The 22,528-nt window shown below is 43.5% G+C and carries 17 protein-coding genes; 16 read left to right on the plus strand and 1 reads right to left on the minus strand.

The window, feature by feature from the left end:
- Nucleotides 1–127 precede the first annotated feature (127 nt).
- From FKN93_RS15300 to FKN93_RS15355, 12 genes are all read left to right on the plus strand, one after another.
- Nucleotides 128–430 carry a DeoR family transcriptional regulator gene (locus tag FKN93_RS15300; protein ID WP_249374201.1) on the plus strand — a complete coding sequence of 101 codons (303 nt, stop codon included), beginning with the start codon at nt 128–130 and terminating at the stop codon, nt 428–430.
- Between the two features lie 223 nt (nt 431–653).
- Nucleotides 654–2,249, plus strand: a complete 1,596-nt coding sequence (locus tag FKN93_RS15305; RefSeq protein WP_158137317.1) for an ABC-F family ATPase — start codon at nt 654–656, stop codon at nt 2,247–2,249.
- Nucleotides 2,250–2,777: 528 nt separating this feature from the next.
- The gene (locus tag FKN93_RS15310; RefSeq protein ID WP_154171088.1) at nt 2,778–3,752 is read left to right on the plus strand and encodes an autoinducer 2 ABC transporter substrate-binding protein; all 975 of its coding nucleotides are present in this window, start codon (nt 2,778–2,780) and stop codon (nt 3,750–3,752) included.
- Nucleotides 3,753–3,819: 67 nt separating this feature from the next.
- Nucleotides 3,820–5,313, plus strand: a complete 1,494-nt coding sequence (locus FKN93_RS15315; RefSeq protein ID WP_154171087.1) for a sugar ABC transporter ATP-binding protein — start codon at nt 3,820–3,822, stop codon at nt 5,311–5,313.
- Nucleotides 5,306–6,304 (plus strand): ABC transporter permease, encoded by a 999-nt coding sequence (locus tag FKN93_RS15320; RefSeq protein ID WP_154171086.1) that lies wholly within the window; start codon nt 5,306–5,308, stop codon nt 6,302–6,304. The genes FKN93_RS15315 and FKN93_RS15320 overlap by 8 nt, the downstream gene beginning before the upstream one ends.
- The gene (locus FKN93_RS15325) at nt 6,304–7,263 is read left to right on the plus strand and encodes an ABC transporter permease (protein ID WP_170905497.1); all 960 of its coding nucleotides are present in this window, start codon (nt 6,304–6,306) and stop codon (nt 7,261–7,263) included. The genes FKN93_RS15320 and FKN93_RS15325 overlap by 1 nt, the downstream gene beginning before the upstream one ends.
- An 11-nt stretch (nt 7,264–7,274) precedes the next feature.
- Nucleotides 7,275–8,909 (plus strand): FGGY-family carbohydrate kinase, encoded by a 1,635-nt coding sequence (locus FKN93_RS15330; RefSeq protein WP_170905498.1) that lies wholly within the window; start codon nt 7,275–7,277, stop codon nt 8,907–8,909.
- A 486-nt stretch (nt 8,910–9,395) separates the two neighbouring features.
- Nucleotides 9,396–10,382 carry an inositol 2-dehydrogenase gene (gene iolG, locus FKN93_RS15335; RefSeq protein ID WP_154171084.1) on the plus strand — a complete coding sequence of 329 codons (987 nt, stop codon included), beginning with the start codon at nt 9,396–9,398 and terminating at the stop codon, nt 10,380–10,382.
- Between the two features lie 94 nt (nt 10,383–10,476).
- Complete coding sequence (locus tag FKN93_RS15340) at nt 10,477–12,183, plus strand: solute:sodium symporter family transporter (RefSeq protein ID WP_040905021.1); 1,707 nt, start codon at nt 10,477–10,479, stop codon at nt 12,181–12,183.
- A 103-nt stretch (nt 12,184–12,286) separates the two neighbouring features.
- Complete coding sequence (locus FKN93_RS15345) at nt 12,287–14,146, plus strand: DUF294 nucleotidyltransferase-like domain-containing protein (protein WP_170905499.1); 1,860 nt, start codon at nt 12,287–12,289, stop codon at nt 14,144–14,146.
- Nucleotides 14,147–14,301: 155 nt separating this feature from the next.
- Nucleotides 14,302–14,856: a 3'-5' exonuclease gene (locus tag FKN93_RS15350; RefSeq protein ID WP_338154173.1), complete on the plus strand. Its 555-nt coding sequence runs from the start codon at nt 14,302–14,304 to the stop codon at nt 14,854–14,856.
- 155 nt (nt 14,857–15,011) lie between these two features.
- A complete protein-coding gene (locus FKN93_RS15355; RefSeq protein WP_004396389.1) occupies nt 15,012–15,848 on the plus strand; it encodes a MurR/RpiR family transcriptional regulator in 837 nt (278 codons plus the stop codon).
- 76 nt (nt 15,849–15,924) lie between these two features.
- Here FKN93_RS15355 and iolB read toward each other — a convergent pair whose 3' ends face one another.
- Entirely contained in the window at nt 15,925–16,749 is an 825-nt protein-coding gene (gene iolB, locus FKN93_RS15360) for a 5-deoxy-glucuronate isomerase (protein WP_170905500.1), read from the minus strand.
- Nucleotides 16,750–17,115: 366 nt separating this feature from the next.
- Here iolB and iolD point away from each other — a divergent pair, with 366 nt between their 5' ends.
- The 4 genes from iolD to FKN93_RS15380 form a co-directional block, all read left to right on the plus strand.
- Nucleotides 17,116–19,047, plus strand: a complete 1,932-nt coding sequence (gene iolD / locus FKN93_RS15365) for a 3D-(3,5/4)-trihydroxycyclohexane-1,2-dione acylhydrolase (decyclizing) (protein ID WP_254620116.1) — start codon at nt 17,116–17,118, stop codon at nt 19,045–19,047.
- A 351-nt stretch (nt 19,048–19,398) separates the two neighbouring features.
- The gene (iolC, locus tag FKN93_RS15370; RefSeq protein ID WP_170905502.1) at nt 19,399–21,315 is read left to right on the plus strand and encodes a 5-dehydro-2-deoxygluconokinase; all 1,917 of its coding nucleotides are present in this window, start codon (nt 19,399–19,401) and stop codon (nt 21,313–21,315) included.
- A 20-nt stretch (nt 21,316–21,335) separates the two neighbouring features.
- Nucleotides 21,336–22,226: a myo-inosose-2 dehydratase gene (gene iolE / locus FKN93_RS15375; RefSeq protein WP_170905503.1), complete on the plus strand. Its 891-nt coding sequence runs from the start codon at nt 21,336–21,338 to the stop codon at nt 22,224–22,226.
- 206 nt (nt 22,227–22,432) lie between these two features.
- On the plus strand, nt 22,433–22,528 hold a 96-nt coding region (locus tag FKN93_RS15380), incomplete at its 3' end, for a transposase (RefSeq protein ID WP_170905504.1).

Raw genomic sequence — 22,528 nt, forward strand, 5'->3', positions numbered from 1 at the left:
TGTCAGTTCTGAGTGAAATCATCACGTCAGTCGTTGAGAAGAAACCGTACCCGAACGTTTTTGATCTATAAACTGCACATGCTTCTTCAGGCATGGTAAGTCAAGATACCTCGGTGAACGCTTACCAATGAAAGCTTATGATAATTTAAATCAAAAATACATTGATGAGTTATTTAATATTCAGCACAGAAAGCAGCAAGTTAGCCTTCTACCTAAAGGTATAGAGCAGATAACATTAGATAAAATTATTCGTCTATTATCTTTAAATAGTGGCGATAAATTTACCGTTGAAAAAGTGAGTCTACATACTGGTGTGAGTAAAACCACAGCTCGGAGATATTTAGAATATTGTGCCACTCATGGACTTATTATTAGTGAAAACGAATACGGTAAAGTTGGTCGTCCCGAGCGTGTTTATACTAAAAATTAACCCTTGTTATTTTAAATGATCATTTTGTATCAATAATGCTGTATTCAAAATTGGATGTATTTTTCATATTGATTACCGCTAATTGTCTATTTTTGTTAGATAAACGATTTGTCTGCAAATTTAGGTGATATTTGTCACAAAAAATGCTATCATTGGCGGCATTTTTTAAAGGTAAGTAAAACTAACCTTTTGTTTATCATCATCCGACAACTTGGAATTTTTTGTGTTAACGACTGCAAACATCACCATGCAATTTGGCGATAAGCCATTATTTGAAAATATCTCGATTAAATTTGGTAATGGCAATCGCTATGGCCTGATTGGCGCAAACGGTTGTGGTAAATCCACCTTTATGAAAATCCTTAGCGGTGAACTTGAACCCTCTTCTGGTACGGTTTCCACTGATCCCAACGAGCGGATGGCAAAGCTGGGTCAGGATCAGTTCGCTTTTGAGAACTATACCGTGGTCGATACAGTGATCATGGGTCATAAAGAATTGTGGAAAGTAAAAGAAGAACGCGACCGCATTTATGCGTTACCGGAAATGACCGATGAAGATGGTATGCGAGTGGGCGATCTTGAAACTGAATTTGCTGAAATGGACGGCTATTCAGCAGAAGCTCGCGCCGGAGAGTTGCTACTTGGGCTTGGCATTCCTGAAGCGCAGCATTTTGGTTTAATGAGTGAAGTCGCTCCTGGTCTGAAACTTCGAGTTTTGCTGGCGCAAGTGTTATTTGCCGAGCCAGAAATCATGCTGCTTGATGAACCGACCAACAACTTGGACATGCATACTATCGCTTGGTTAGAGCAAGTACTGCTGGCGCGTAACTGCACCATGATCATTATTTCTCACGACCGCCACTTTTTAAATACCGTATGTACTCATATGGCGGATTTAGACTATGGTGAGCTGCGTCTTTTCCACGGTAATTACGATGAATACATGAGCGCCGCTGAACAAGCTCGTGAGCGTTTACATGCTGACAACGCAAAGAAAAAGGCGCAAATCGCTGAGCTACAAACCTTTGTAAGCCGCTTCTCTGCTAACGCTTCAAAAGCCAAGCAAGCCACGTCGCGTCAAAAGCAGTTGGATAAAATTCAGCTACAAGAGGTTAAGCCATCAAGCCGTCAATCTCCGTTTATTCGCTTTGATCAAAAGAAAGAGTTATTCCGTAATGCGTTAGAAGTTGAAGGTCTAAAGCAAGGTTATGGCGATAATATTCTGTTTGATAACGTCAATTTAATGGTAGAAGTGGGTGAGCGCATCGCCATCATCGGTGAAAACGGGATTGGTAAATCAACCATGCTCAATACCTTAGCAGGTGCAATGGAGCCGATGGCAGGCATGATCAAGTGGTCTGAAAACAATCACATCGGTTTCTACGCACAAGATCACGCTCATGATTTCAGTGAAGATATGACGTTATTGGATTGGATGAGCCAGTGGAAAAACGAAGGGGAAGATGAGCAAACGGTGCGAGGCATTTTAGGTCGTATGCTGTTTTCACAAAACGACATCAAAAAGTCGGTTAAAGTGATTTCTGGTGGTGAACAAGGTCGAATGCTATTTGGTAAGTTAATCATGCAAAAACCGAACATTTTGTTGATGGACGAACCAACCAACCACATGGATATGGAATCGATTGAAGCGTTGAACTTGGCGTTAGAGAACTACAAAGGCACCTTGCTGTTTGTCTCCCATGACCGTCAATTCGTTTCGTCTATTGCCACACGGATCATTGAAATAACTAAACAAGGCGTCAACGATTTCCACGGCACCTACGATGAATACTTGGCGAAACAAGGTTTGATAGGCTAATCAGGTACATCATGAACCTCTATGAAGCCATCGCATTGCGCGATGGCTTTTTGTTTATTGGGCTGCAAACTGAAATTCTAGGACAAATAACCGGTTACTTAGTGACAAAAAAACGAGAATAAAGCGGTTATAACATTCGTTGTTGAGTGTTTTTTGTTCGTTCAAGAGTCAAAATTATGGTGGTATTGAAGAGTAAAAGTGATCTTATTCATATATTTATCAAAATACGGTTTTTAGGCTAAGAGCTTACTGACTATTTTTTTGTTTTTTTAATTTTTTGATTTGTTTTTGTTTTTATTTTGTTAATTAAAGGGTAATTAATTGATCTTTTTCATGGCTTTTTTATTCGTAATTTTACACCTCCCTATGATTTTTACTGATATGAGATTTTATATTAACTAGATATTAACATATTCGTGTCTGCATCACGTTTTCTCTATTGGGTATCAATATTGTCTTGAAATCCGATTTAACATTCTTTCATCGATTCACCTTAACCCTACATACCACAAGAAAGGATTGATGAAGATGAAAAAGGTCTTAGTAAAAGCCGCCGTATTAACGCTTGCTATTGCTGCTGCGGGAGCACAAGCGAAAGATTACGAGATTGTAAACGTAGTAAAAGTCTCTGGTATTCCTTGGTTTAACCAAATGAATAAAGGGATAGAACAAGCTGCCACCGATTTTGGTGTGAATGCACGCCAACTGGGTCCTTCTACGCCAGATCCCGCTCAGCAAGTGAAAATTATTGAAGATTTAATCGCAAAGGGTGTGGATGCGATTACTGTTGTCCCTAATGATGTGACCGTGCTTGAGCCCGTATTTAAGAAAGCACGTGAAAAAGGCATTATTGTTTTGACCCACGAATCTCCCGATGGTCATAGTGCCGATTGGGATATCGAAACGATCGATAATCAAGCCTATGCGAGAGCGACCATGGATGAACTCGCAAAGAATATGGGAGAGAAAGGTGGTTATGCCGTGTATGTGGGTTCATTAACGGTGCCTCTGCATAATAACTGGGCAAATTTAGCCATTGATTACCAGAAAAAAACCTACCCCAATATGTATGAAGTTACTAGCCGTATGCCAGTGGCGGAAAGTATCGATCAATCTTATGCTGCCACTAATGATTTGATGAAAGCGCACTCAGACATGTCTGGCATTGTTTCTTATGGTTCACTTGGCGGTATTGGTGCTGGTGAAGCGATCAGAAAGAAACGAGCAAAAGATAAGATCAGCGTAGTGGGCATCATGATGCCAAGTCAAGCGGCTCCTTATTTGGCTCGTGGGGAAATTAAAAAGGGTTTCTTATGGAACCCCGCTGATGCAGGCTATGCCATGGTGGCTGTTGCGAAGCAGATGCTAGAAGGAAAAGATGTCTCAAAAGGCGTGACAGTTGAAGGGCTTGGTGAGGCGGACATTGATACCGAAAATCGTGTCATCAAATTCAATAGAATCTTAGAAGTGGATAACACTAACGCTCGTCAGTTAGGTTTTTAACGGCTTAACGTTTTACCTCTACTTATTTGGGCGGTGCAACGCCGCCCTTTGACTTCTGGAAATTCTTATGTCAGGTACTCCTTTTATTACCCTTAAACATGTCTCAAAGCATTTTGGTTCAGTGAAAGCTCTAGATGACATTGATCTTACCTTTAATCAAGGTGAAGTGCATTGTTTAGCGGGCAAAAATGGCTGTGGTAAAAGTACGTTATTTAAAGTGATCTCCGGTGTTCATGCGCCAGAGAAAGGAGCAGAAATCATCCTTGGCGGTAAAAGTTATGCAAGGCTTACCCCACAACAGTCGATTGAATACGGCATCCAAGTGATTTATCAGGATTTGTCATTATTTCCCAACTTAACCGTTGCAGAGAATATTGCTATTCAAGATCACATTGAGTGGTCGAAAGGGTTGGTGCAAAAAAAACGAATTCGAGACATTGCACTCACCGCGATGGCCAAAGTCGGCGTGAAGTTGGCGTTAGACAAAAGGGTTGAACAGCTCTCTATTGCTGAATGTCAGCTTGTGGCAATTTGTCGTGCTATGGCATCGGATGCCAAATTAATGATCATGGATGAACCTACCGCATCGTTAACTCGCACGGAAGTTAACCATCTGATTAATGTGGTTGCCGATCTCAAATCTAAAGGCGTCACGGTCGTCTTTGTGAGCCATAAATTGGATGAAGTGATGGAAATTTCTGATCGAATTACCGTTATTCGTGATGGAAAAACGATTGGAACGTATCAAGCCTGTGATGTTGACAGTGACAAGTTGGCCTTTTTAATGACGGGGCAGCGCTTTGAATTTACTCCGCTGGCACCTTACCACGAGCAAGGTGAGATCAAACTGGAAGTCAAAGGCCTGACGAAAAAAGGGCAATTTAGTGACATTTCTTTCTCTGTTCGCGCGGGTGAAGTGGTTTCTATTACGGGATTACTGGGTGCTGGCCGAACGGAGTTATGTATGGCGTTATTTGGTATGACAAAACCAGATGGTGGTCAGATATTGATCAGCGGACAGCCGGTTTTCTTCGAATCCAACCGAGAGGCGATTGCTCATGGTATTGGGTATGTATCAGAAGATCGTATGTCGACTGGGCTGGTTATGGATCAAACCATTCAAGACAACATTACGGCAGCGGTATTGGATCGATTGCAAAAACCGTCGGGTTTTCTCGACCACATCAAAGCGAATAAGCTGGTGGAGCTTTTGATTTCATCACTCTCAATTAAAGTGGCTGACCCTCAATTACCAGTGACTAGCCTTTCTGGTGGTAATGCACAGCGCATTTCTATCGCAAAGTGGATAGCGGCAGAACCTGAGGTGCTGATCCTTGACTCTCCGACCGTTGGCGTTGATGTCGCCAATAAAGAGGCGATTTATGCCATCGCCAAAGATCTTGCCGCAAAAGGAATGGCCATCATCATGGTCAGTGATGAGATCCCTGAAGTGTTTTATAACAGTCACCGTGTGATTGTGATGAAAGAAGGACGTTTTACTCATGACTTCTACCCCGCTTACTCCACCGAACAAGAGATTATGGAGGCCGTCAATGGTTAATTCATTTCGCTGCTCTCTCACGCCGTTAACGAAACATCATGAATTTTATCTGTCGATGATGATTGTTCTCATTGTGGGAGTACTAACGGCGACCTCTGAAGATTTTCTGACCTTAGGTAACTTATTCGATATGTCCGTCAGCTCAGCCATTCTTGGCATCATGGCTTGTGGGTTATTTGTTGTTTTGATCGCTGGGGGAATTGATATCTCTTTTCCTGCTACGGCGGCGATAGCCCAGTATGTGATGGCGACTTACATTTTAGCTCTCGGTGGCAATTTTATGCTTGCTTTTGCTATTGCTACCGTAGTGGGGATTTTACTGGGAATGATCAATGCGATCCTTGTTTACAAGTTAAAAGTGCCCGCCATCATTATTACCATCTCCACCTTAAATGTTTTCTTTGGTTTACTGATTTATGTCAGCAATGGTGAGTGGTTATACGGTTTTCCCGACTGGTTTATGAATGGTATCGAGTTATTCACGTTCACAGGGAGTGATGGCTATGACTATGGCTTGTCACTTCCGATCTTGACGCTCATTGTGATGGTTCTCGCCACTTCTTTTTTAATGACGAAAACACGCCTAGGACGACAAATTTATGCGGTAGGTGGCAATGCTGATGCGGCGAGCCGGATTGGTATTAACCTTTTTGGTATTCATTTATTTGTCTATGGGTATATGGGGGCACTGGCGGGCATCGCTTCAGTCGTGCAAACCCAAATCACCCAGTCGGTTGCACCAAATTCACTGATGGGGTTTGAGTTGACCGTGCTCGCTGCTGTCGTGCTGGGAGGAACCAGTATGACAGGAGGAAAGGGAACATTAATGGGAGTGATCCTTGGGGTTATCTTACTGGCAATTGTAAAAAATGGATTAACGATTCTAGGGATTCCTTCTTATTGGCATACCGTTGTAACCGGTTTAATCATTGTATGCAGCATTAGCATAACGGCGATCAACGAGAAAAAACAAGCGATGCAGGGGGCATAATGGAAGCAATTCTCAATAAACTACTATTACCGACGGATAAAAATATTCGCTATTTGTTGGTGATATTAGGGGGTATTTTACTAGCCATGGGATTTTTGGCCGGTCCATCTTTCTTTTCGTTTAATAACCTACAGTCGATGTCCTCTCAAATGCCATTATTGGGTTTGCTCGCGCTGGCAATGGCAGTCTGTATGTTAACCGGAGGCATTAATTTATCCATTATTGCCACGACCAATGCCTGCGGTTTGATTATGGCGAGCATCATTACTCAAGCACCAGACAGTGCGGCGATGCTGGTGATTGCCTTGGCTGGAGGCGTGGCAACAGCGGTCATGATTGGGCTGTTTAACGGGGCGTTAATTGCCTATGTCGGTGTTTCTCCCATTTTGGCGACACTAGGAATGATGACATTGATCAATGGGCTAAATGTTCTTATTTCAGGAGGAAGTGTGATCTCTGGCTTCCCCAATACACTGCTGATGTTAGGAAATGGTACCTTTTTGGGGATTCCAACGCCTCTTATTTTGTTTGCTGTCTTTGCGATCGGGCTTTGGGCTCTACTAGAGCATACCCGCTTAGGACGAACTATTTATTTAATGGGATCGAATGAAAAAGCCACCCGTTTTTCAGGGATTAATACGAAAAAGGCCACCTTAGCGGTTTATGTCCTCTCATCCATATTATGTTGGGTGGCAGCATTGGTCATGATGGCAAAGTTCAATTCTGCTAAAGCCGGATATGGCGAATCTTATTTACTGATTGCCATTTTAGCGTCGGTGTTAGGCGGTATTAACCCTGATGGCGGTTTTGGGAGAATTATTGGTATTGCGCTTGCCTTGATCGTGCTTCAAACGTTAGAAAGCGGCCTTAACTTGCTGGGAGTGAGCAGCTATCTCACCATGGCTTTATGGGGCGGTATCCTGATTTTATTTATTTTCTTACAAAAGAATAAGGCTTAACGGTGAAATCTATGAGTATTTATTTTATCGGCGTTGATGTAGGCAGTGGTAGCGCACGAGCTGGGGTATTTGATGCCAATGGACATAAAGTGGGTGAAGCGAAACGCGATACGCTTATGTTTAAGCCACAAGCCAATTTTGTTGAACAATCGTCGGAAGATATCTGGCAGTCGGTGTGCCTAGCGGTGAAAGATGCGGTATCTCAGGCCAATATCGACCCGATTCAAGTCAAAGGGATAGGGTTTGATGCGACCTGTTCTCTGGTGGTGTTGGACCCACATGGTCAACCTTTAACCGTGAGCCCAACAGGGCGTAGTGAACAGAACATTATTATGTGGATGGATCACCGAGCCATCGTTCAAGCCGATCGCATTAATAAAACAGAACATCCAGTGCTGGCTTATGTGGGGAATCGGATTTCACCTGAGATGCAAACCCCAAAGTTACTCTGGCTAAAGCAAAACATGCCGAATACTTGGTCAAAAGCGGGGTATTTTTTTGATTTGCCGGATTTTTTAACTTGGAAAGCTACCTTTGATGATAGTCGTTCATTGTGTTCAACCGTCTGTAAGTGGACCTATCTGGGCCATGAAGGTCGATGGGATAAAAGCTTTTTCAAAGAAGTGGGTCTTGATGATTTACTCGACAGTAATGCGAAAGTGATTGGCGAACGTATTTTGCCAATGGGGCAACCAGTAGGAAATGGGTTAACCGCTCATGCGGCTTCAGATCTCGGTTTAGTGGCTGGAACGGCCGTTGCGACCTCCATCATTGATGCCCATGCGGGGGGAATTGGTGTTTTAGGTGCGGCAGGAATGACAGGGGATAAAGCGGATTTTAATAAGCGGTTAGCCTTAATTGGTGGCACTTCCTCTTGTCACATGACCGTTTCAAAAACCGCTCGATTTATTGATGGGGTATGGGGAGCTTACTACAGCGCCATGATCCCGGGGTACTGGTTAAATGAAGGCGGTCAGTCTGCAACCGGCGCTTTAATTGATCATGTGATTACTTCTCATCCACTGTATGACAGTGTCAAGATACAAGCGGGTAAAGTAGGAAAAACGGTCTACCAGTTGTTAAATGATCGTTTACTGAGTTTAGCGGGCAGCAAAGACAACATTGCCTTTCTGACCAAAGACATTCACGTACTGCCCTATTTTCATGGCAATCGTTCACCGCGAGCTAATGCGCATCTCACGGGGACCGTTACTGGATTAAAAATGTCCCAAACCATGGATGATATGGCATTACTGTATTTGGCAACTATTCAGGGAATCGCTTTGGGAACTCGCCATATTATCGAAGTCATGAACCGCTCAGGCTACGAAATTGATACCATCATGGCTTGTGGGGGAGGTACCAAGAACAGTATTTTTCTGCAAGAACATGCGAACGCGACAGGATGTATTTTTTTGTTACCAGAAGAGAGTGAAGCTGTCATTCTTGGCTCCGCAATGTTAGGAGCCGTGGCCGCCGGGTTTTATAGTGACATTCCAGATGCCATGAATGCGATGAGTCGTATCAGTAAAAGTGTGACGCCACAGACCGAAAAAATTAAGCATTTCTATGATATGAAATACACTATTTTCCACAAAATGTATGAGGATGACATGGAATATAAACGGCTAATGACAGATTTCTAATCCATTCGCACTAGAAGCGTGAAGTGTCACCAATGAACGAAAGCCACAAAGAGAAGCGCGATCATATTGTGGCTTTTTTGTTCGAGATCGTTCGGAAATGCGCGCGGTTTTTAGTTGATATGAAATATTTATTTCATATCATTCCCTATTCTGTGAAGAAAGTAATAAAAAGCCTTTATATATCAATAATGTTTCTATTTTGTTGATCAATGTTCTTCAATTCCTCTCATATTATCCTTAATGAATACAGCCTCAAGGCTCATGGTGAGCAAAAATGTTGCGATACTCTCAATTCTCAAAAACAAAATAAAAATTTCATTTTAAATTATTGTGGAATTATTTTTTCGTTGCTATGGTGTGTTTGTTATTAACAAGAACTCATTGTTTCCATTCCGCTCATTAATGAAGTGAGAAAGCCAACACTCGTTATGCGGTAAAGCTTCAATGAAAAGATCATAAAAACATCCTGTAGAAGGAGAGTACCCTATGTATAACATTGCTTTGTTTGGCGCTGGTAGAATTGGACAAGTTCACGCCGTCAATATCGCGGAACATAAAGAAACCAACCTCTACTCTGTCATTGACCCTTATGGTGATGGTGCATCAAAACTGGCCGATAAATATGGCGCTAACATTCAAACCACAGAACAAGCTCTGGCTGATCCCAATGTCCATGGGGTGCTGATTGCCTCTGCGACGGATACCCATGCAGAGTTGATTGAACTGGCTGCACGAGCTGGGAAAGCTATTTTTTGTGAGAAACCTGTCCATTTAGATATTGAACGAGTCCGTGAATGTTTAGCCATTGTCAAAGAGCATCAGGTTCCTCTCTTTGTCGGATTTAATCGCCGTTATGATCCACAGTTTCGAAAAGTGCGTGAACAACTGAGTGCGGGTGTCATTGGTAAAGCGGAGTCACTGCTGATCACTTCCCGCGATCCATCGCCACCTCCTGCTCAATATGTCAAAGTTTCTGGTGGCATGTTCCGAGATATGACGATTCATGACTTTGATATGGCTCGTTTTATCATGGGAGAAGATCCTGTCTCTATTTATGCACAAGGCAGTAATCTTGTCGATCCTGAAATTGGTCAAGCGGGGGATATTGATACCGCATTCATCGTGATGAAATTCCCATCAGGGGCGATGGCGACGATTACCAATAGCCGTCGCTCTGGTTACGGTTACGATCAACGTATTGAACTGCATGGCGAAAAAGGTTTACTGCGCGCTAATAATATCCATGAAGATGTGGTGGAAGTTTGGGGCGAACAAGGCTGTCTGGCCGCAAAACCTGAACACTTCTTCTTACAGCGTTATGAAAAAGCGTATCGCGCAGAATGGCAGCACTTTGTGGATGTGTTATCTGGCCGAGCGAAGCCTGAATGCAGTGGTTATGATGGTGAGCAAGCATTATTGCTCGCGGATAAAGCGTTGGAATCACTGCACTCAGGACGTGAAATTACACTGTAAATCGTCATTAGCCTTCGCTAATCAGGTTGGCTAATTTATCGCCCAGCATGGAGATATAAAGGTGCTGGGCGTAATAAAAGCTTTTGGAGGAACCATGCTCGCTTTTATTTCATTTATCGGTTTTACGCTGTTCGTTGCGGGATTTGCCTACTATAAAACTCACAACGCACACCTTACTGATTCAACAGAAGGATATTTTCTCGGCGGTCGGTCGTTAACTGGGGTTTATATTGGCGGATCCATGTTGCTGATGAACCTCTCTACAGAACACCTCGTCGGACTCAATGGCTTATCTTTTCGTACTGGTTTTATTGTCATGGCATGGGAAGTGATGGCAGCCATGACCATCGTTCTTTTTGCGATTTTCTTTCTACCGCGTTATCTAAAACTGGGTATTTCGACCATTCCTGAATACTTAGAAAAGCGGTTTGATAAACAAACGCTGACCATTACGTCGATTCTATTCTTAGCCATGTATGTCATTTCACTCCTACCTATTGTGCTTTATACCGGTGCGATCGCTTTGGAAAGTTTGTTCCAAGTATCCAATGTATTTAGTGTCGATAAAGATACCGCTTTATGGCTAATGGTTTGGGGTGTGGGTACGATAGGGGCCATTTATGCTGTTTTTGGTGGCATTAAAGCGATTGCAGTAGCCGATACTATCAATGGTGTTGGGTTAATTACTGGCGGCTTGATGGTCACGTTGTTCGCTCTGGCTTATGTGGGCAATGGTGATATTTGGGGCGGCTTAGTGGAAGTCTATCAAGCTCACCCAGAAAAATTTAACTCGATTGGTTCTGAAGATTCGATGGTGCCATTTTCGACCTTATTTACTGGGTTGATCGTCTCCAATATGTTCTTCTGGTGTACCAATCAGTCCATTGTACAAAAAGCCTTGGGGGCGAAGAACCTAGCAGAAGGACAAAAAGGAGTACTGCTTTGTGCTTTCTTTAAACTGATGATTCCAAGTATTATTATTTTACCCGGTATTATTGCCTTCCATGTTTTCAGTGGGCAGATGGATAACCCTGACCATGCTTATCCTAGCCTTGTACAATTGGTTCTACCGGAAATGTTGGTCGGTTTCTTCGCTGCAGTGGTAGTGGGCGCGGTATTCTCTACCTTTAGTGGCGGGTTAAACTCTTCGGTGACCCTATTTACCGTCAATATTTTCCAAAAATCGCTTAAACCTGATGCAACGGAAGCACAAACGGTGTCACTTGGGAAATGGCTAGGGCTAAGCTTAGCGTTAATCTCTATGATTGTGGCCCCCTTAGTTGCCAACGCACCAGATGGCCTGTTCTATCTTATCCAGCAGTTACAAGGTTTGTTTAACTCGCCGATTCTCAGTGTGGTACTGGTCGGGTTATTGACCAAACATGTTCCCGCCATTGCCGCTAAACTTGGGCTACTTTTTGGTGTGTCAGCCTATATTCTGTTTAACTTTGTTTTCCAAGTAGACATCCACTTCTTCCACCTTGTTGGGTTATTATTTGTTGCCAACGTTGTCTTTATGTTGACGGTTGGGTATTTCTATCCTCAGGAAGATCATGAAGATGTTTATACCGAACAAGTAGATATTACGCCTTGGTCTATGACACCTGCGGTGGCGGTATTGATTACGCTAGCTTCAGTCTCTATGTATGTTTTTTTAGCGCATAATGTGCCAACTTGGATCATGACTGGATACTATTTATTGGCTATGGGTTCACTGGGGTATGTCTTCTGGATCATTTTCCGTGAGTTAATGCGTAGTCCACGAGCCAAAATGATCAAAGCTCAGAAAGACGCTCAATAGTGACAAGTTTTTACCTTGCCGCTTACTAGAGTGAAATACGTATACCGCTCAATCTTTTCGCAAAAGGATTGAGCGATTTTCATTGATAGAAATAGGCTCTGCGATGGAACGTTCACTTTTACCTAATATTGTTAGTTATCTCTCTTCGGTTGATCCCTTTGAGCGATTAGGAACACAAGAGCAAGAAGCCCTAGCGGCGGCAGTGGATATTCTCTATTTAAAGCAAGGCAAACCGCTTGCTGGAGAGCATATTGTCGGGCAGGGATTGTACCTTGTGCGAACAGGCGCGGTAGAGCAATGCCACGCGGATGGAACCTTGCGGGCTCGACTCGCAGATGGTGATCTGTTCGGTTTTAGCCAGTTGTATCGTACGGGTGAGTGTGATTACCAGCTAGTGGCGTTAGAAAATACGTTACTGTATCGCATTCCGAAAAGGGTTCTGTTACAGCTCATGCAAGATAACCCCGCGGTTAGAAATCACTTCTCTTCCAAAGAATCGGTGCGTTTGGCTCATTCCAGTGTGAAATGGGCCGGTGAGGAAATGCTCTATTTAAAACGTGTCAAAGAGGTGATGAATCGTAGTGTGGCAAAAGTCCATTCCGATACTCTGGTACAAGAAGCGGCACAAATTATGGTCAATAGTCACCGTTCCAGTGCGTTAGTGATGGATAATGATCAATTAGTCGGTGTGGTCACTGACAGAGATATGACCAAAAGAGTCATTGCGGCAGGGTTAACGTTAAATACGCCCATCAGTCAAATTATGACTCAACATCCTCAAACCATTCAGTCTGATGCTTTGTTGCTTGAAGCAATGGAAATGATGATGTTACACAATGTACGAAGCTTGCCAGTGTTGGAGGGGGAGCAGGTTGTCGGGGTATTAACCGCCACCAGTTTGACAGAAAAAAGCCATGTTCATGCGGTGTTTCTGATCAGCCGAATTTACCGGCAGGAGTCTTTGATTGAGCTAGTGAGTCTGGTTCCTCAACGACAAGCTGTATTTGATGCATTACTCTCTGCCAGTGTTGCCCCCACCATTATCCAGCAGATGATGACCTTGATCGCCGATGCCTTTAATAAACGGCTACTGCAATTGGCTGAGCGTGAATTTGGCCCACCTCCGATGGAATATGCTTGGTTTGCCGCCGGATCTCAGGCTCGCCAAGAGATGCATTTAAATTCCGATCAAGATAACGGCATCATATTGGCCAGAGAAGCCAACCATGATGAGCAAGCTTATTTTCACAAATTAGCACAGTTTGTTTGCCATGGGCTTGATGCCTGTGGTTATCCATTTTGCCCAGGAGAAATGATGGCGAATCAGGCTCGCTGGTGCGTCTCTTTAGAGCAATGGCAAAAAAACTTCAGGCAATGGGTGGTATTGCCTGAACCTCAGTCATTGCTCGATATCAGCGTATTTCTGGACATGCGTTTTTTATACGGAGCAAAACCTTTGGTTGAGGCACTTAACCAAACCTTGCTGACTTGTGTCCGAGGAAACCAGCGCTTTCTTTCTATTATGGTGGCAAACTCTTTGCGCGTTAGTCCGCCACTAGGCCTGTTTCGTCAATTTGTGTTAACCAAAGATGGGGATAATCGCCAAGTGCTTAATATTAAACAGCAAGCGGTGAATTTACTTATTGAGTTAGCGCGAATTTATGCCTTAAATGCAGGGTGTTTTGTACCGGAAACGCATAGAAGATTAGCGTGTGCGGCAAAACTTGGGGTGATCAGCCATGGCAGCAAGCAAGAGCTACAAGAAGCGTTGAACTTTATCAATCAAGTTCGCTTTCACCATCAAGGTGAACAAGTACAACATGGGCAACCCCTGAATAATCAGATAGCGCCGGGTGAGTTGACGGCATTTGAACGTAGCCATCTTAAAGATGCATTTCGAATTATTGCTCGTTATCAAGAGGCGGCGAAACAACGGTATCATGCAGGAGGGCGCTTACGGTGATAAAGCATTGGTTTCGTCGTCAACACCCGCTCAGCAATAGTGATAAGTTACGATGTCATGCTTTGGCGCGATCTCGAATTCCGTCTCATTGCCTGCCACTTTTTAAGAAACCGTACCCTGATCCTAATACCCCGTTATCGCAGCTAAAGTGTGTGGTGTTAGACTTTGAAACCTCAGGGCTCAATCCAAGGCAAGATGAAATTTTATCGGTAGGGATGATCAACATTCATTACCCGGTGATGTCTCTTGCCACGGCTCAGCATTATTATGTTGAGTCTGAGCACTGTATTGAGGCAGAAACAGCGGTCGTTAACCATATCGTACCGGAAACATTGCTCGGAGGCATTTCACGTCATGAGCTGATTGAATGTTTGGTCGAAAGTTTAAGCGGGAAAGTGGTGATTGCTCATGGCGCTGAAATTGAGAAGCAGTTTTTACGTCAGTTGCTATCGCTAGAAGATTCACTCCCTTTACCCCTGATCTTTTTAGATACGATGCGATTAGAACGCTCGCTTATTAAGTATCGAGGGATAATGTATCCTGATTTACGATTGGCTCATATTCGAGAACAGAAAGGGTTGCCTCCTTATCTCGCGCATAATGCTTTTGCCGATGTAGTGGCTACTGGCGAGTTGTTTCTGGCGTTGGTCGAGGAAATTTGTGAAGATCAAACACCGTGTTTGGGACCTTTGGTATTGCGTTCATTATGATGAATGCATATTGCTGTCAGCTCTCTTGAAAAATGAACGCTACAAAATCGTGTTTGGTCTAAATTTTTTACTTTATTCGTATAAAAACAGAAAAAAAATTTCATTGTTGTTTTATTTTGAATAAGATTGTCTAAAAGAGATGATGGAGTGTTGGAATGTTATCGGCAACAACCTTAAGTGAATTAGAAGATCAAATCCGTACTCGTTATGGTGAACTCAGCAAAAGATTGCAACAAGTGGCTGCTTATGTTTTAGATAATAAAAACAGTGTCGCTTTTGAAACGGTTTCCGCCATTGCTGAGCAAGCGAATGTTCCACCGTCAACCTTGATCCGCTTTGCCAATGCGTTTGGTTACAGTGGCTTTAATGAAATGAAACAACTATTTCGCAGTAATTTATTAGAAGAGACGTCCAGTTATACGGATCGTGTTCGGTTATTGAAAGAAATGGAAGGGGATACCACGCCACCAGAACGCCCGATGGATATTCTACAAGAGTTTGCACGAGCAAATAGCAATGCTATGCATCAGTTAGCGGCGCAAACCCCGGTTGAATATTTGGATAGCGCGGTTGAGATTCTCGCTCAGGCAAAGAATATCTATGTGGTGGGTTTAGGTCGTTCATTTTCTGTTTCATCGTATCTTGTTTATGCATTGCGCCACTTAAACAAGCGTGCTTTCCTCATTGATGGATTGGGGGGCATGTTTAAAGAGCAGATGAGTACCATTGAAGAAAATGATGTATTGATTGTGATTAGCTTCTCACCCTATGCAAAAGAAACGACTGCAATCAGTGAATCATTAGTCGGTTCTGCGATTCAGCAAATTATCATTACCGATAGTCAAATTAGCCCATTAGCCTCATCGAGTGATGTCTGTTTTGTGGTGAAAGAAGCAAAGGTGGATGCATTTCGCTCTCAAGCCGCTTCCTTGTGTTTAGCTCAAACTCTTGCTGTATCGCTCGCTTTTCATGATTCTGCAAACAAAGAGTAAGTAGCGGATTTATCCTTAGCATAAAAAACGTCAGCAATCAGTGCTGACGTTTTTATATAACAATCAAAATACCCAACTAAGCATGTTTGGCCTTATAAACCGGACCATTGACCCATTCATGGTCTGGCTCCCAAGTGAAGCACCATTTTCTTGAAGGGCCAGCCATGACATTTAAGTAATAGTTATCGTAACCGGCAATGGTCGCTACAGGGTGATAACCTTTTGGTGCTTTGACCACATCTTTATCATAAACCGCCATCGATTCATCTAAAGATCGATCATCGGTATAAACACGCTGCAAGCAGAAACCTTGGCTAGGGTTAAGGCGATGGTAGTAAGTTTCTTCTAAATACGTTTCATGAGGTTCGTTAGATTGATCGTGCTTATGGCTTGGATAGGAACTAGTGCAACCTTCATCAGTAAAGACTTCCACGACCAATAAGCTATCTGCGGGTACATCATCAGGTAATATGTTATGTACATAGCGTCGGTTATTACCTTGGCCTCGTGCTTCAGCTTGGATATCTTTTGGTGTAATTAACCGAGTGGCATAGGTTCCTTTACCCGGTGCTTTACAGACGGCCAATTCTAGTGGCGTTAATGCTTCAACCTCACAACCTTCCTGAGCGGAAACATAAACAGCGTATGGTTTTTTTCGTTCAAAAGGGTTCATCCGCTCGCCGATGTTTTCAAAAATCGCTGTTTCTGTTCTTATGCTTGCTTTGCCCGCGACCAGAACTAAGCAAAGTTCATTACTTGATGCAGGTAGAACCAGTTTTTGCCCTGTTTTCAATTCATAAACTTCAAATCCGACATATTCCCAGCCTGCATTCTCAGGGGTTATTTTTTGCGTACACCCTATTTTATCTGGCGCTTTATACTTTGATAATAGTGTAGACATGCGATGTTCCTCAGTGGTTAGCAAGCCCATTTCCCCAGCGTATTCACGTTATCTAGGTGTGGTTTGTTCTTCATGACTTGCTTCTGGTTGAAATGAGTTTAAGTTTTCAATTATTCATATTATGAAATAAATGTTTCAATTTCAAGGTGAGTTCATGAGAAAAACTCGGCGACATTAAGAAATTTACGTTTAATTTTGACAATTGTACTCCGATCACAAAAGCCAAATTTATTCCAAATATAAATTGAAATGAAATTTATATTTCATATAGTGATTTCAAGAAATAACAGGATTGCGGTAAGTCACGAGAACAGTGATGGAACAGTATCAATGCTTCTCTTAGCGAATTTTGGAGATGATCGGGTGATGAAGACAATAAGAATGACAACAGCGCAGGCGCTGGTCAAATTTATGAACCAACAATACGTTGAGTTTGATGGTCAGCAGCATAAGTTTATTCATGGTGTACTAACGATTTTTGGTCATGGCAATGTAGTAGGGCTTGGGCAAGCGTTAGAACAAGATTCAGGAGATTTGATTGTTCACCAAGGGTGTAATGAACAAGGAATGGCGCATATTGCAATGGGGTTTGCTAAACAGCATAAACGCAAGAAAATTTATGCCGTGACTTCATCCGTTGGCCCCGGTGCTGCCAATATGATCACCGCGGCAGCAACGGCAACCGCAAACCGAATTCCTGTACTCTTCTTACCGGGTGACATTTTTGCTTGTCGGCAACCAGATCCGGTGCTTCAACAAGTTGAGCAATATTATGATGCTTCAATCAGCACCAATGATTGCTTTAAACCCGTTTCTCGTTATTGGGATCGTATCAATCGCCCTGAGCAATTGATGTCTGCGATGATTCATGCCATGCGCGTTTTGACCGACCCTGCTGATACAGGAGCCGTCACCATCTGTTTACCCCAAGATGTACAAGGGGAAGCGTATGATTTCCCAGAATATTTCTTTAAAAAAAGAGTACATCGTATTGATCGCCGACCTGCGACTGACGCCATGATCGATGAGGCGGTTCGCTTAATCATGACGAAGAAAAAACCACTACTTATCTGTGGCGGTGGAGTTCGATATTCAGAAGCTCACGAAGCATTTCGTCAATTTGCCGAAACCTTCCATATTCCTTTTGGTGAAACACAGGCAGGAAAAAGCGCCATTGTGTATGATCATGCCCTTAATTTAGGTGGCATTGGTACCACGGGCGGTTTGGCTGCTAACCTCATTGCGAAAGAAGCCGACTTGGTGATTGGAGTAGGTACCCGATTTACTGATTTTACCACGGCTTCTAAATCATTATTTCAACATCCAGACGTCGATTTTTTAACCATCAATGTGTCGGAATTTGATGCCTGTAAGCTTGATGCTACTGCGGTGGTCGCGGATGCAAAATCAGCCCTTGGGGCGATGGCAAGCCACTTAATTCAGGCAGGCTACATCAGCGGTTATCACAATGAGATCAAGCAAGCGAAATCACTGTGGCGAGAAGAAGTCGCGCGTTTGTTTGCTACACAAATAGGGCAAGAATACCAACCGGAGGTGGAAGGGCATTTTGATGATGAATTGCGTGAGTATCGAGACGCTCTCAATACTGAGTTAACGCAAACCCGTGTTTTAGGTTTGTTGGATCAACACTTAGAAGATGATGCGATTGTGGTCGGGGCCGCAGGTTCGTTACCGGGTGATTTACAACGGCTATGGCAACCGAAAGTACCTGATACCTACCATATGGAGTATGGTTTCTCCTGTATGGGATATGAAATTGGGGCTGCCGTGGGGGCGAAGATCGCTTGTCCTGATCAACCCGTTTATACCTTATTAGGTGATGGCTCTTACATGATGCTGCATTCTGAATTACAAACCTCTATTCAAGAAGGGGTGAAGATCAACGTAATTTTGTTTGATAATGCCGCTTTTGGGTGTATCAATAATTTACAAATGAGCCAAGGGATGGGGAGTTTTGGAACGGAAAACCGCTTTCGAGATCCGAAAACAAACACGTTGACCGGGCCACTAGTTCCGGTGGATTTTGCTATGAACGCCGAAAGTTATGGATGTCGAGCCTATCGAGTTTACAACGAAGAGCAACTGATCAGTGCGCTTGAAGAGGCAAAAAAACAGACGGTATCAACCCTGATTGATATCAAAGTGTTACCCAAAACCATGACCCATGGTTATGAAGCTTGGTGGCGCTGTGGTACTGCTCAAGTGGCCGATAAACCAGAGATTGAGCAAGCCGCGAATGACATTAAGCAAGTATTAACGACAGCCCGTCAGTATTAAACGGATAATACGAAACCACCCCCGATTTCCCACCACGAAATGTGGTGGGCTTTTTCACTTCCATTTTTCTGTTTTGACTCCCGTCTAAATTTAAATCCTTCTATCCCATTGTTTTATTAGTTCTTTTTTCTTTTGAAGTATTTATTCTATTTTTGAATATTTATAAATCAAAATTCCATCACGATCACATAATGAAATATTACGGTGATTTTTTATTGAAAGTGAAATGAATATTCCGTATAAATGGTGTTGTGAAATGATTGTGCAATAGAGTGTAACACGGCAAGAACGGTCTATCCCCCTAAGGGAAAAGAGGACTTGTTTAGCACAGAGGTACTTAAGGAGCGAACGGTGAGTACAGAAAAGAATTTAGATGTGATTTGCATGGGACGAATTGCGGTTGATCTCTATGGACAGCAAATCGGTGCCCGCTTAGAAGATATGAGCTCTTTTAGTAAATATTTGGGTGGCTCATCGGGTAACGTGGCTTATGGTACCGCAGTACAAGGGCTAAAATCCTCCATGCTGGCACGTGTTGGTGATGAACATATGGGCCGCTTTTTACGTGAAGAGTTACAACGAGTTGGCTGTGACACCAGCCATTTACTGACAGATAAAGATCGGCTAACCGGGCTTGTGATCCTCGGTATTAAAGATGAAGAAACCTTCCCACTGATTTTCTATCGTGAAAACTGCGCTGATATGGCGATCAGCAAGGAAGATTTCAGTGAAGAGTACATTGCCTCTGCACGTTGTTTGGCAATCACCGGAACGCATCTTTCTCACCCTAAAACACGAGAAGCGGTGTTGACGGCATTGAAATATGCTCGTCGCAATGGTGTTAAAACTGCCTTAGATATTGATTACCGACCGGTGTTATGGGGGCTCACCTCTTTAGGCGATGGTGAAACTCGTTTTATTGAATCAGAAAAAGTTACCGATCAACTGCAAGAGGTATTAGGTCTTTTTGACGTGATAGTTGGGACTGAAGAAGAGTTTCATATCTGCGGCGGTTCAACTGATACCATTCAAGCGTTAAAAGCCGTTCGTGAAGTTTCTCAGGCTGAGTTGGTGTGTAAACGAGGGGCGTTAGGTTGCTCCGTATTTACGGATGTTATTCCCGAAACTCTTGATCAAGGAATCACCGTTTATGGCGTTCGAGTGGATGTGTTGAACGTATTAGGAGCAGGCGATGCCTTTATGTCGGGCTTATTGCGTGGCTACTTAAATGGTGAAGGTTGGGAAAAAGCGTGTGCTTATGCCAATGCTTGTGGCGCGTTAGTGGTTTCTCGCCATGGTTGCGCTCCGGCAATGCCAACGAAAGCCGAGCTGGACAATTACTTACTACGGGCTCAGCAAGTGAAGCGTCCTGATCTCGATAGTGAGCTTAATCATCTCCATCGTGTCACCACGCGAAAATCTCCAACACGAGATGAGCTCTGCGTGATGGCGTTTGATCACCGAATTCAATTTGTTGATATGGCGCGGCAAGTTGGGGCAGACATCGCTCGTATTAAGCCACTGAAGAAACTGATTCTACAAGCCAGCCGAGAAGTCGCCGTTGAAGCTGGGCTGGAAAAAGGACAAGCCGGGTTATTGTGTGATAGCTCCTTTGGTCAAGATGTATTAAATGCCATTACTGGACAGGGATGGTGGATTGCACGTCCTATTGAATTACCGGGATCACGCCCGCTGGAACTGGAGCATGGCAACATTGGCTCACAACTCGTCAGTTGGCCGCTTGAGCATATCGTGAAATGTCTGGTGTTCTTTAACCCAGAAGATGATCACACGATGCGTTTACAACAAGAACATCAAATTCAAGAAGTGTATCAAGCCTGTTGCCAATCTGGGCATGAGCTGTTACTCGAAGTGATTTTACCCGCAGGCATCGAAAAAGAAGATGCCCTCTATCTACGAGCGATGAAACGCTTTTATAACCTAGGCATAAAGCCAGATTGGTGGAAGCTTCCTCCATTAGATAAAGCGAGCTGGCAGGCGATCTCGACGTTGATTGAAGAACGAGATGCTTACTGTCGAGGAGTCGTTATTTTGGGCTTAGATGCTCCGCAAGCAGAATTACAGCATGGTTTTTCACAAACAGCAGGACAAAACATCGTGAAAGGGTTTGCTGTTGGTCGCACGTTATTTGGAGAGCCCTCACGTGCGTGGTTAGCCGGTCAAATGGATGACCAAACTCTGATTCATACCGTGAAAGAAAATTATCACAACTTAATCACACTATGGCGTCAACGCGGCGAAAAATAGTGCAATAAAGGAGACTTTTGATGAGTGTTCAACTAGGTATTAACCCACTCACGTGGACCAATGACGATATGCCAACACTGGGAGCCGAAACATCGCTAGAAACCTGTTTAAGCGAAGGAAAACAAGCGGGGTTTGCAGGCTTTGAGCTGGGGAATAAATTTCCACGTCAGGCGAGTGTGTTAGGCCCAATTCTCGCTAGCCATGATCTGAAACTGGTCTCTGGCTGGTATTCCATGGAACTCTTGACTCGTAGTGTGGAAGAGGAAATTGAAGCGGTACAAGAACACCTGACCTTATTGCGTGAACTTGGCGCAACAGTGATGGTCGCCTGTGAAGTGACGAATTGTATTCATGGTGCAAAAGAGACACCCGTTCACTTACGCCCACTGTTTCCCGCTGATCGTTGGGAAGAGTATGGCCGTAAGCTAACAGAGTTTGCTCAATACACACAAAGTCAAGGTGTCCAGATCGCTTACCACCATCATATGGGAACGGTGATTGAAACCGCGCAAGATATCGATAACTTGATGAAGCACACAGGCCCTGAAGTTGGCTTACTATTAGACACTGGGCATTTGACGTTTGCTGGTGAAGATCCGGTAAAAGTCGCGCAGTGCTGGGCTGAGCGAATTAATCATGTGCATTGCAAAGACATTCGAAAAGACGTACTTGCCGATGTGAAAAATCGCAAATTAAGCTTCTTGGATTCTGTTCTAGAAGGCGTTTACACCGTACCGGGTGATGGTTGTATTGATTACCCTGCGGTATTTCATGTGTTGAAAGAGGTCAATTATACGGGCTGGCTTGTGGTTGAAGCTGAGCAAGATCCTGCGATTGCTCACCCGTTGACTTATGCCACATTGGGCTATAACAACTTATATAAATTTGCCAAAGAAGCTGGGCTTTTATAGCGCCAATTCTTTGAGTAAATTGCTAACCTCTTATTCCTGATAGCGCCTTTTTAGGCGCTTTTTTGTATAGAGAAAACCCCCAGCTAGGCTGGGGGTTCCGTAAAGCTTTCAGCTATAAGTCAGTTATAAAGCCCCTTTCAATTTGTTAAAACACTCTTGCGGTCTGGCAACTGCAAGAGTTAAACGAAAATTGAAAGGGGGTCCCAATGGGGGACGAAAAGAGCTTAGCGCACACGCGCTGGAACTGTAAATACCATATAGTCTTTGCACCGAAATATCGACGACAGGTGTTCTACGGAGAA

The organism is Vibrio sp. A8-1, from assembly GCF_013048685.1.
GTDB lineage: Bacteria > Pseudomonadota > Gammaproteobacteria > Enterobacterales > Vibrionaceae > Vibrio > Vibrio metschnikovii.

What these genes read in the sequence shown, in the direction of transcription:
- FKN93_RS15320 (WP_154171086.1), top strand. Translation starts at nt 5,306, where the DNA reads ATGGTTAATTCATTTCGCTGCTCTCTCACGCCGTTAACGAAACATCAT.
- FKN93_RS15300 (WP_249374201.1), top strand. Translation starts at nt 128, where the DNA reads ATGAAAGCTTATGATAATTTAAATCAAAAATACATTGATGAGTTATTT.
- iolG (WP_154171084.1), top strand. Translation starts at nt 9,396, where the DNA reads ATGTATAACATTGCTTTGTTTGGCGCTGGTAGAATTGGACAAGTTCAC.
- FKN93_RS15310 (WP_154171088.1), top strand. Translation starts at nt 2,778, where the DNA reads ATGAAAAAGGTCTTAGTAAAAGCCGCCGTATTAACGCTTGCTATTGCT.
- FKN93_RS15345 (WP_170905499.1), top strand. Translation starts at nt 12,287, where the DNA reads ATGGAACGTTCACTTTTACCTAATATTGTTAGTTATCTCTCTTCGGTT.
- iolB (WP_170905500.1), bottom strand. Translation starts at nt 16,749, where the DNA reads ATGTCTACACTATTATCAAAGTATAAAGCGCCAGATAAAATAGGGTGT.
- iolD (WP_254620116.1), top strand. Translation starts at nt 17,116, where the DNA reads ATGAAGACAATAAGAATGACAACAGCGCAGGCGCTGGTCAAATTTATG.
- FKN93_RS15315 (WP_154171087.1), top strand. Translation starts at nt 3,820, where the DNA reads ATGTCAGGTACTCCTTTTATTACCCTTAAACATGTCTCAAAGCATTTT.
- FKN93_RS15330 (WP_170905498.1), top strand. Translation starts at nt 7,275, where the DNA reads ATGAGTATTTATTTTATCGGCGTTGATGTAGGCAGTGGTAGCGCACGA.
- FKN93_RS15325 (WP_170905497.1), top strand. Translation starts at nt 6,304, where the DNA reads ATGGAAGCAATTCTCAATAAACTACTATTACCGACGGATAAAAATATT.
- FKN93_RS15355 (WP_004396389.1), top strand. Translation starts at nt 15,012, where the DNA reads ATGTTATCGGCAACAACCTTAAGTGAATTAGAAGATCAAATCCGTACT.
- FKN93_RS15340 (WP_040905021.1), top strand. Translation starts at nt 10,477, where the DNA reads ATGCTCGCTTTTATTTCATTTATCGGTTTTACGCTGTTCGTTGCGGGA.
- iolE (WP_170905503.1), top strand. Translation starts at nt 21,336, where the DNA reads ATGAGTGTTCAACTAGGTATTAACCCACTCACGTGGACCAATGACGAT.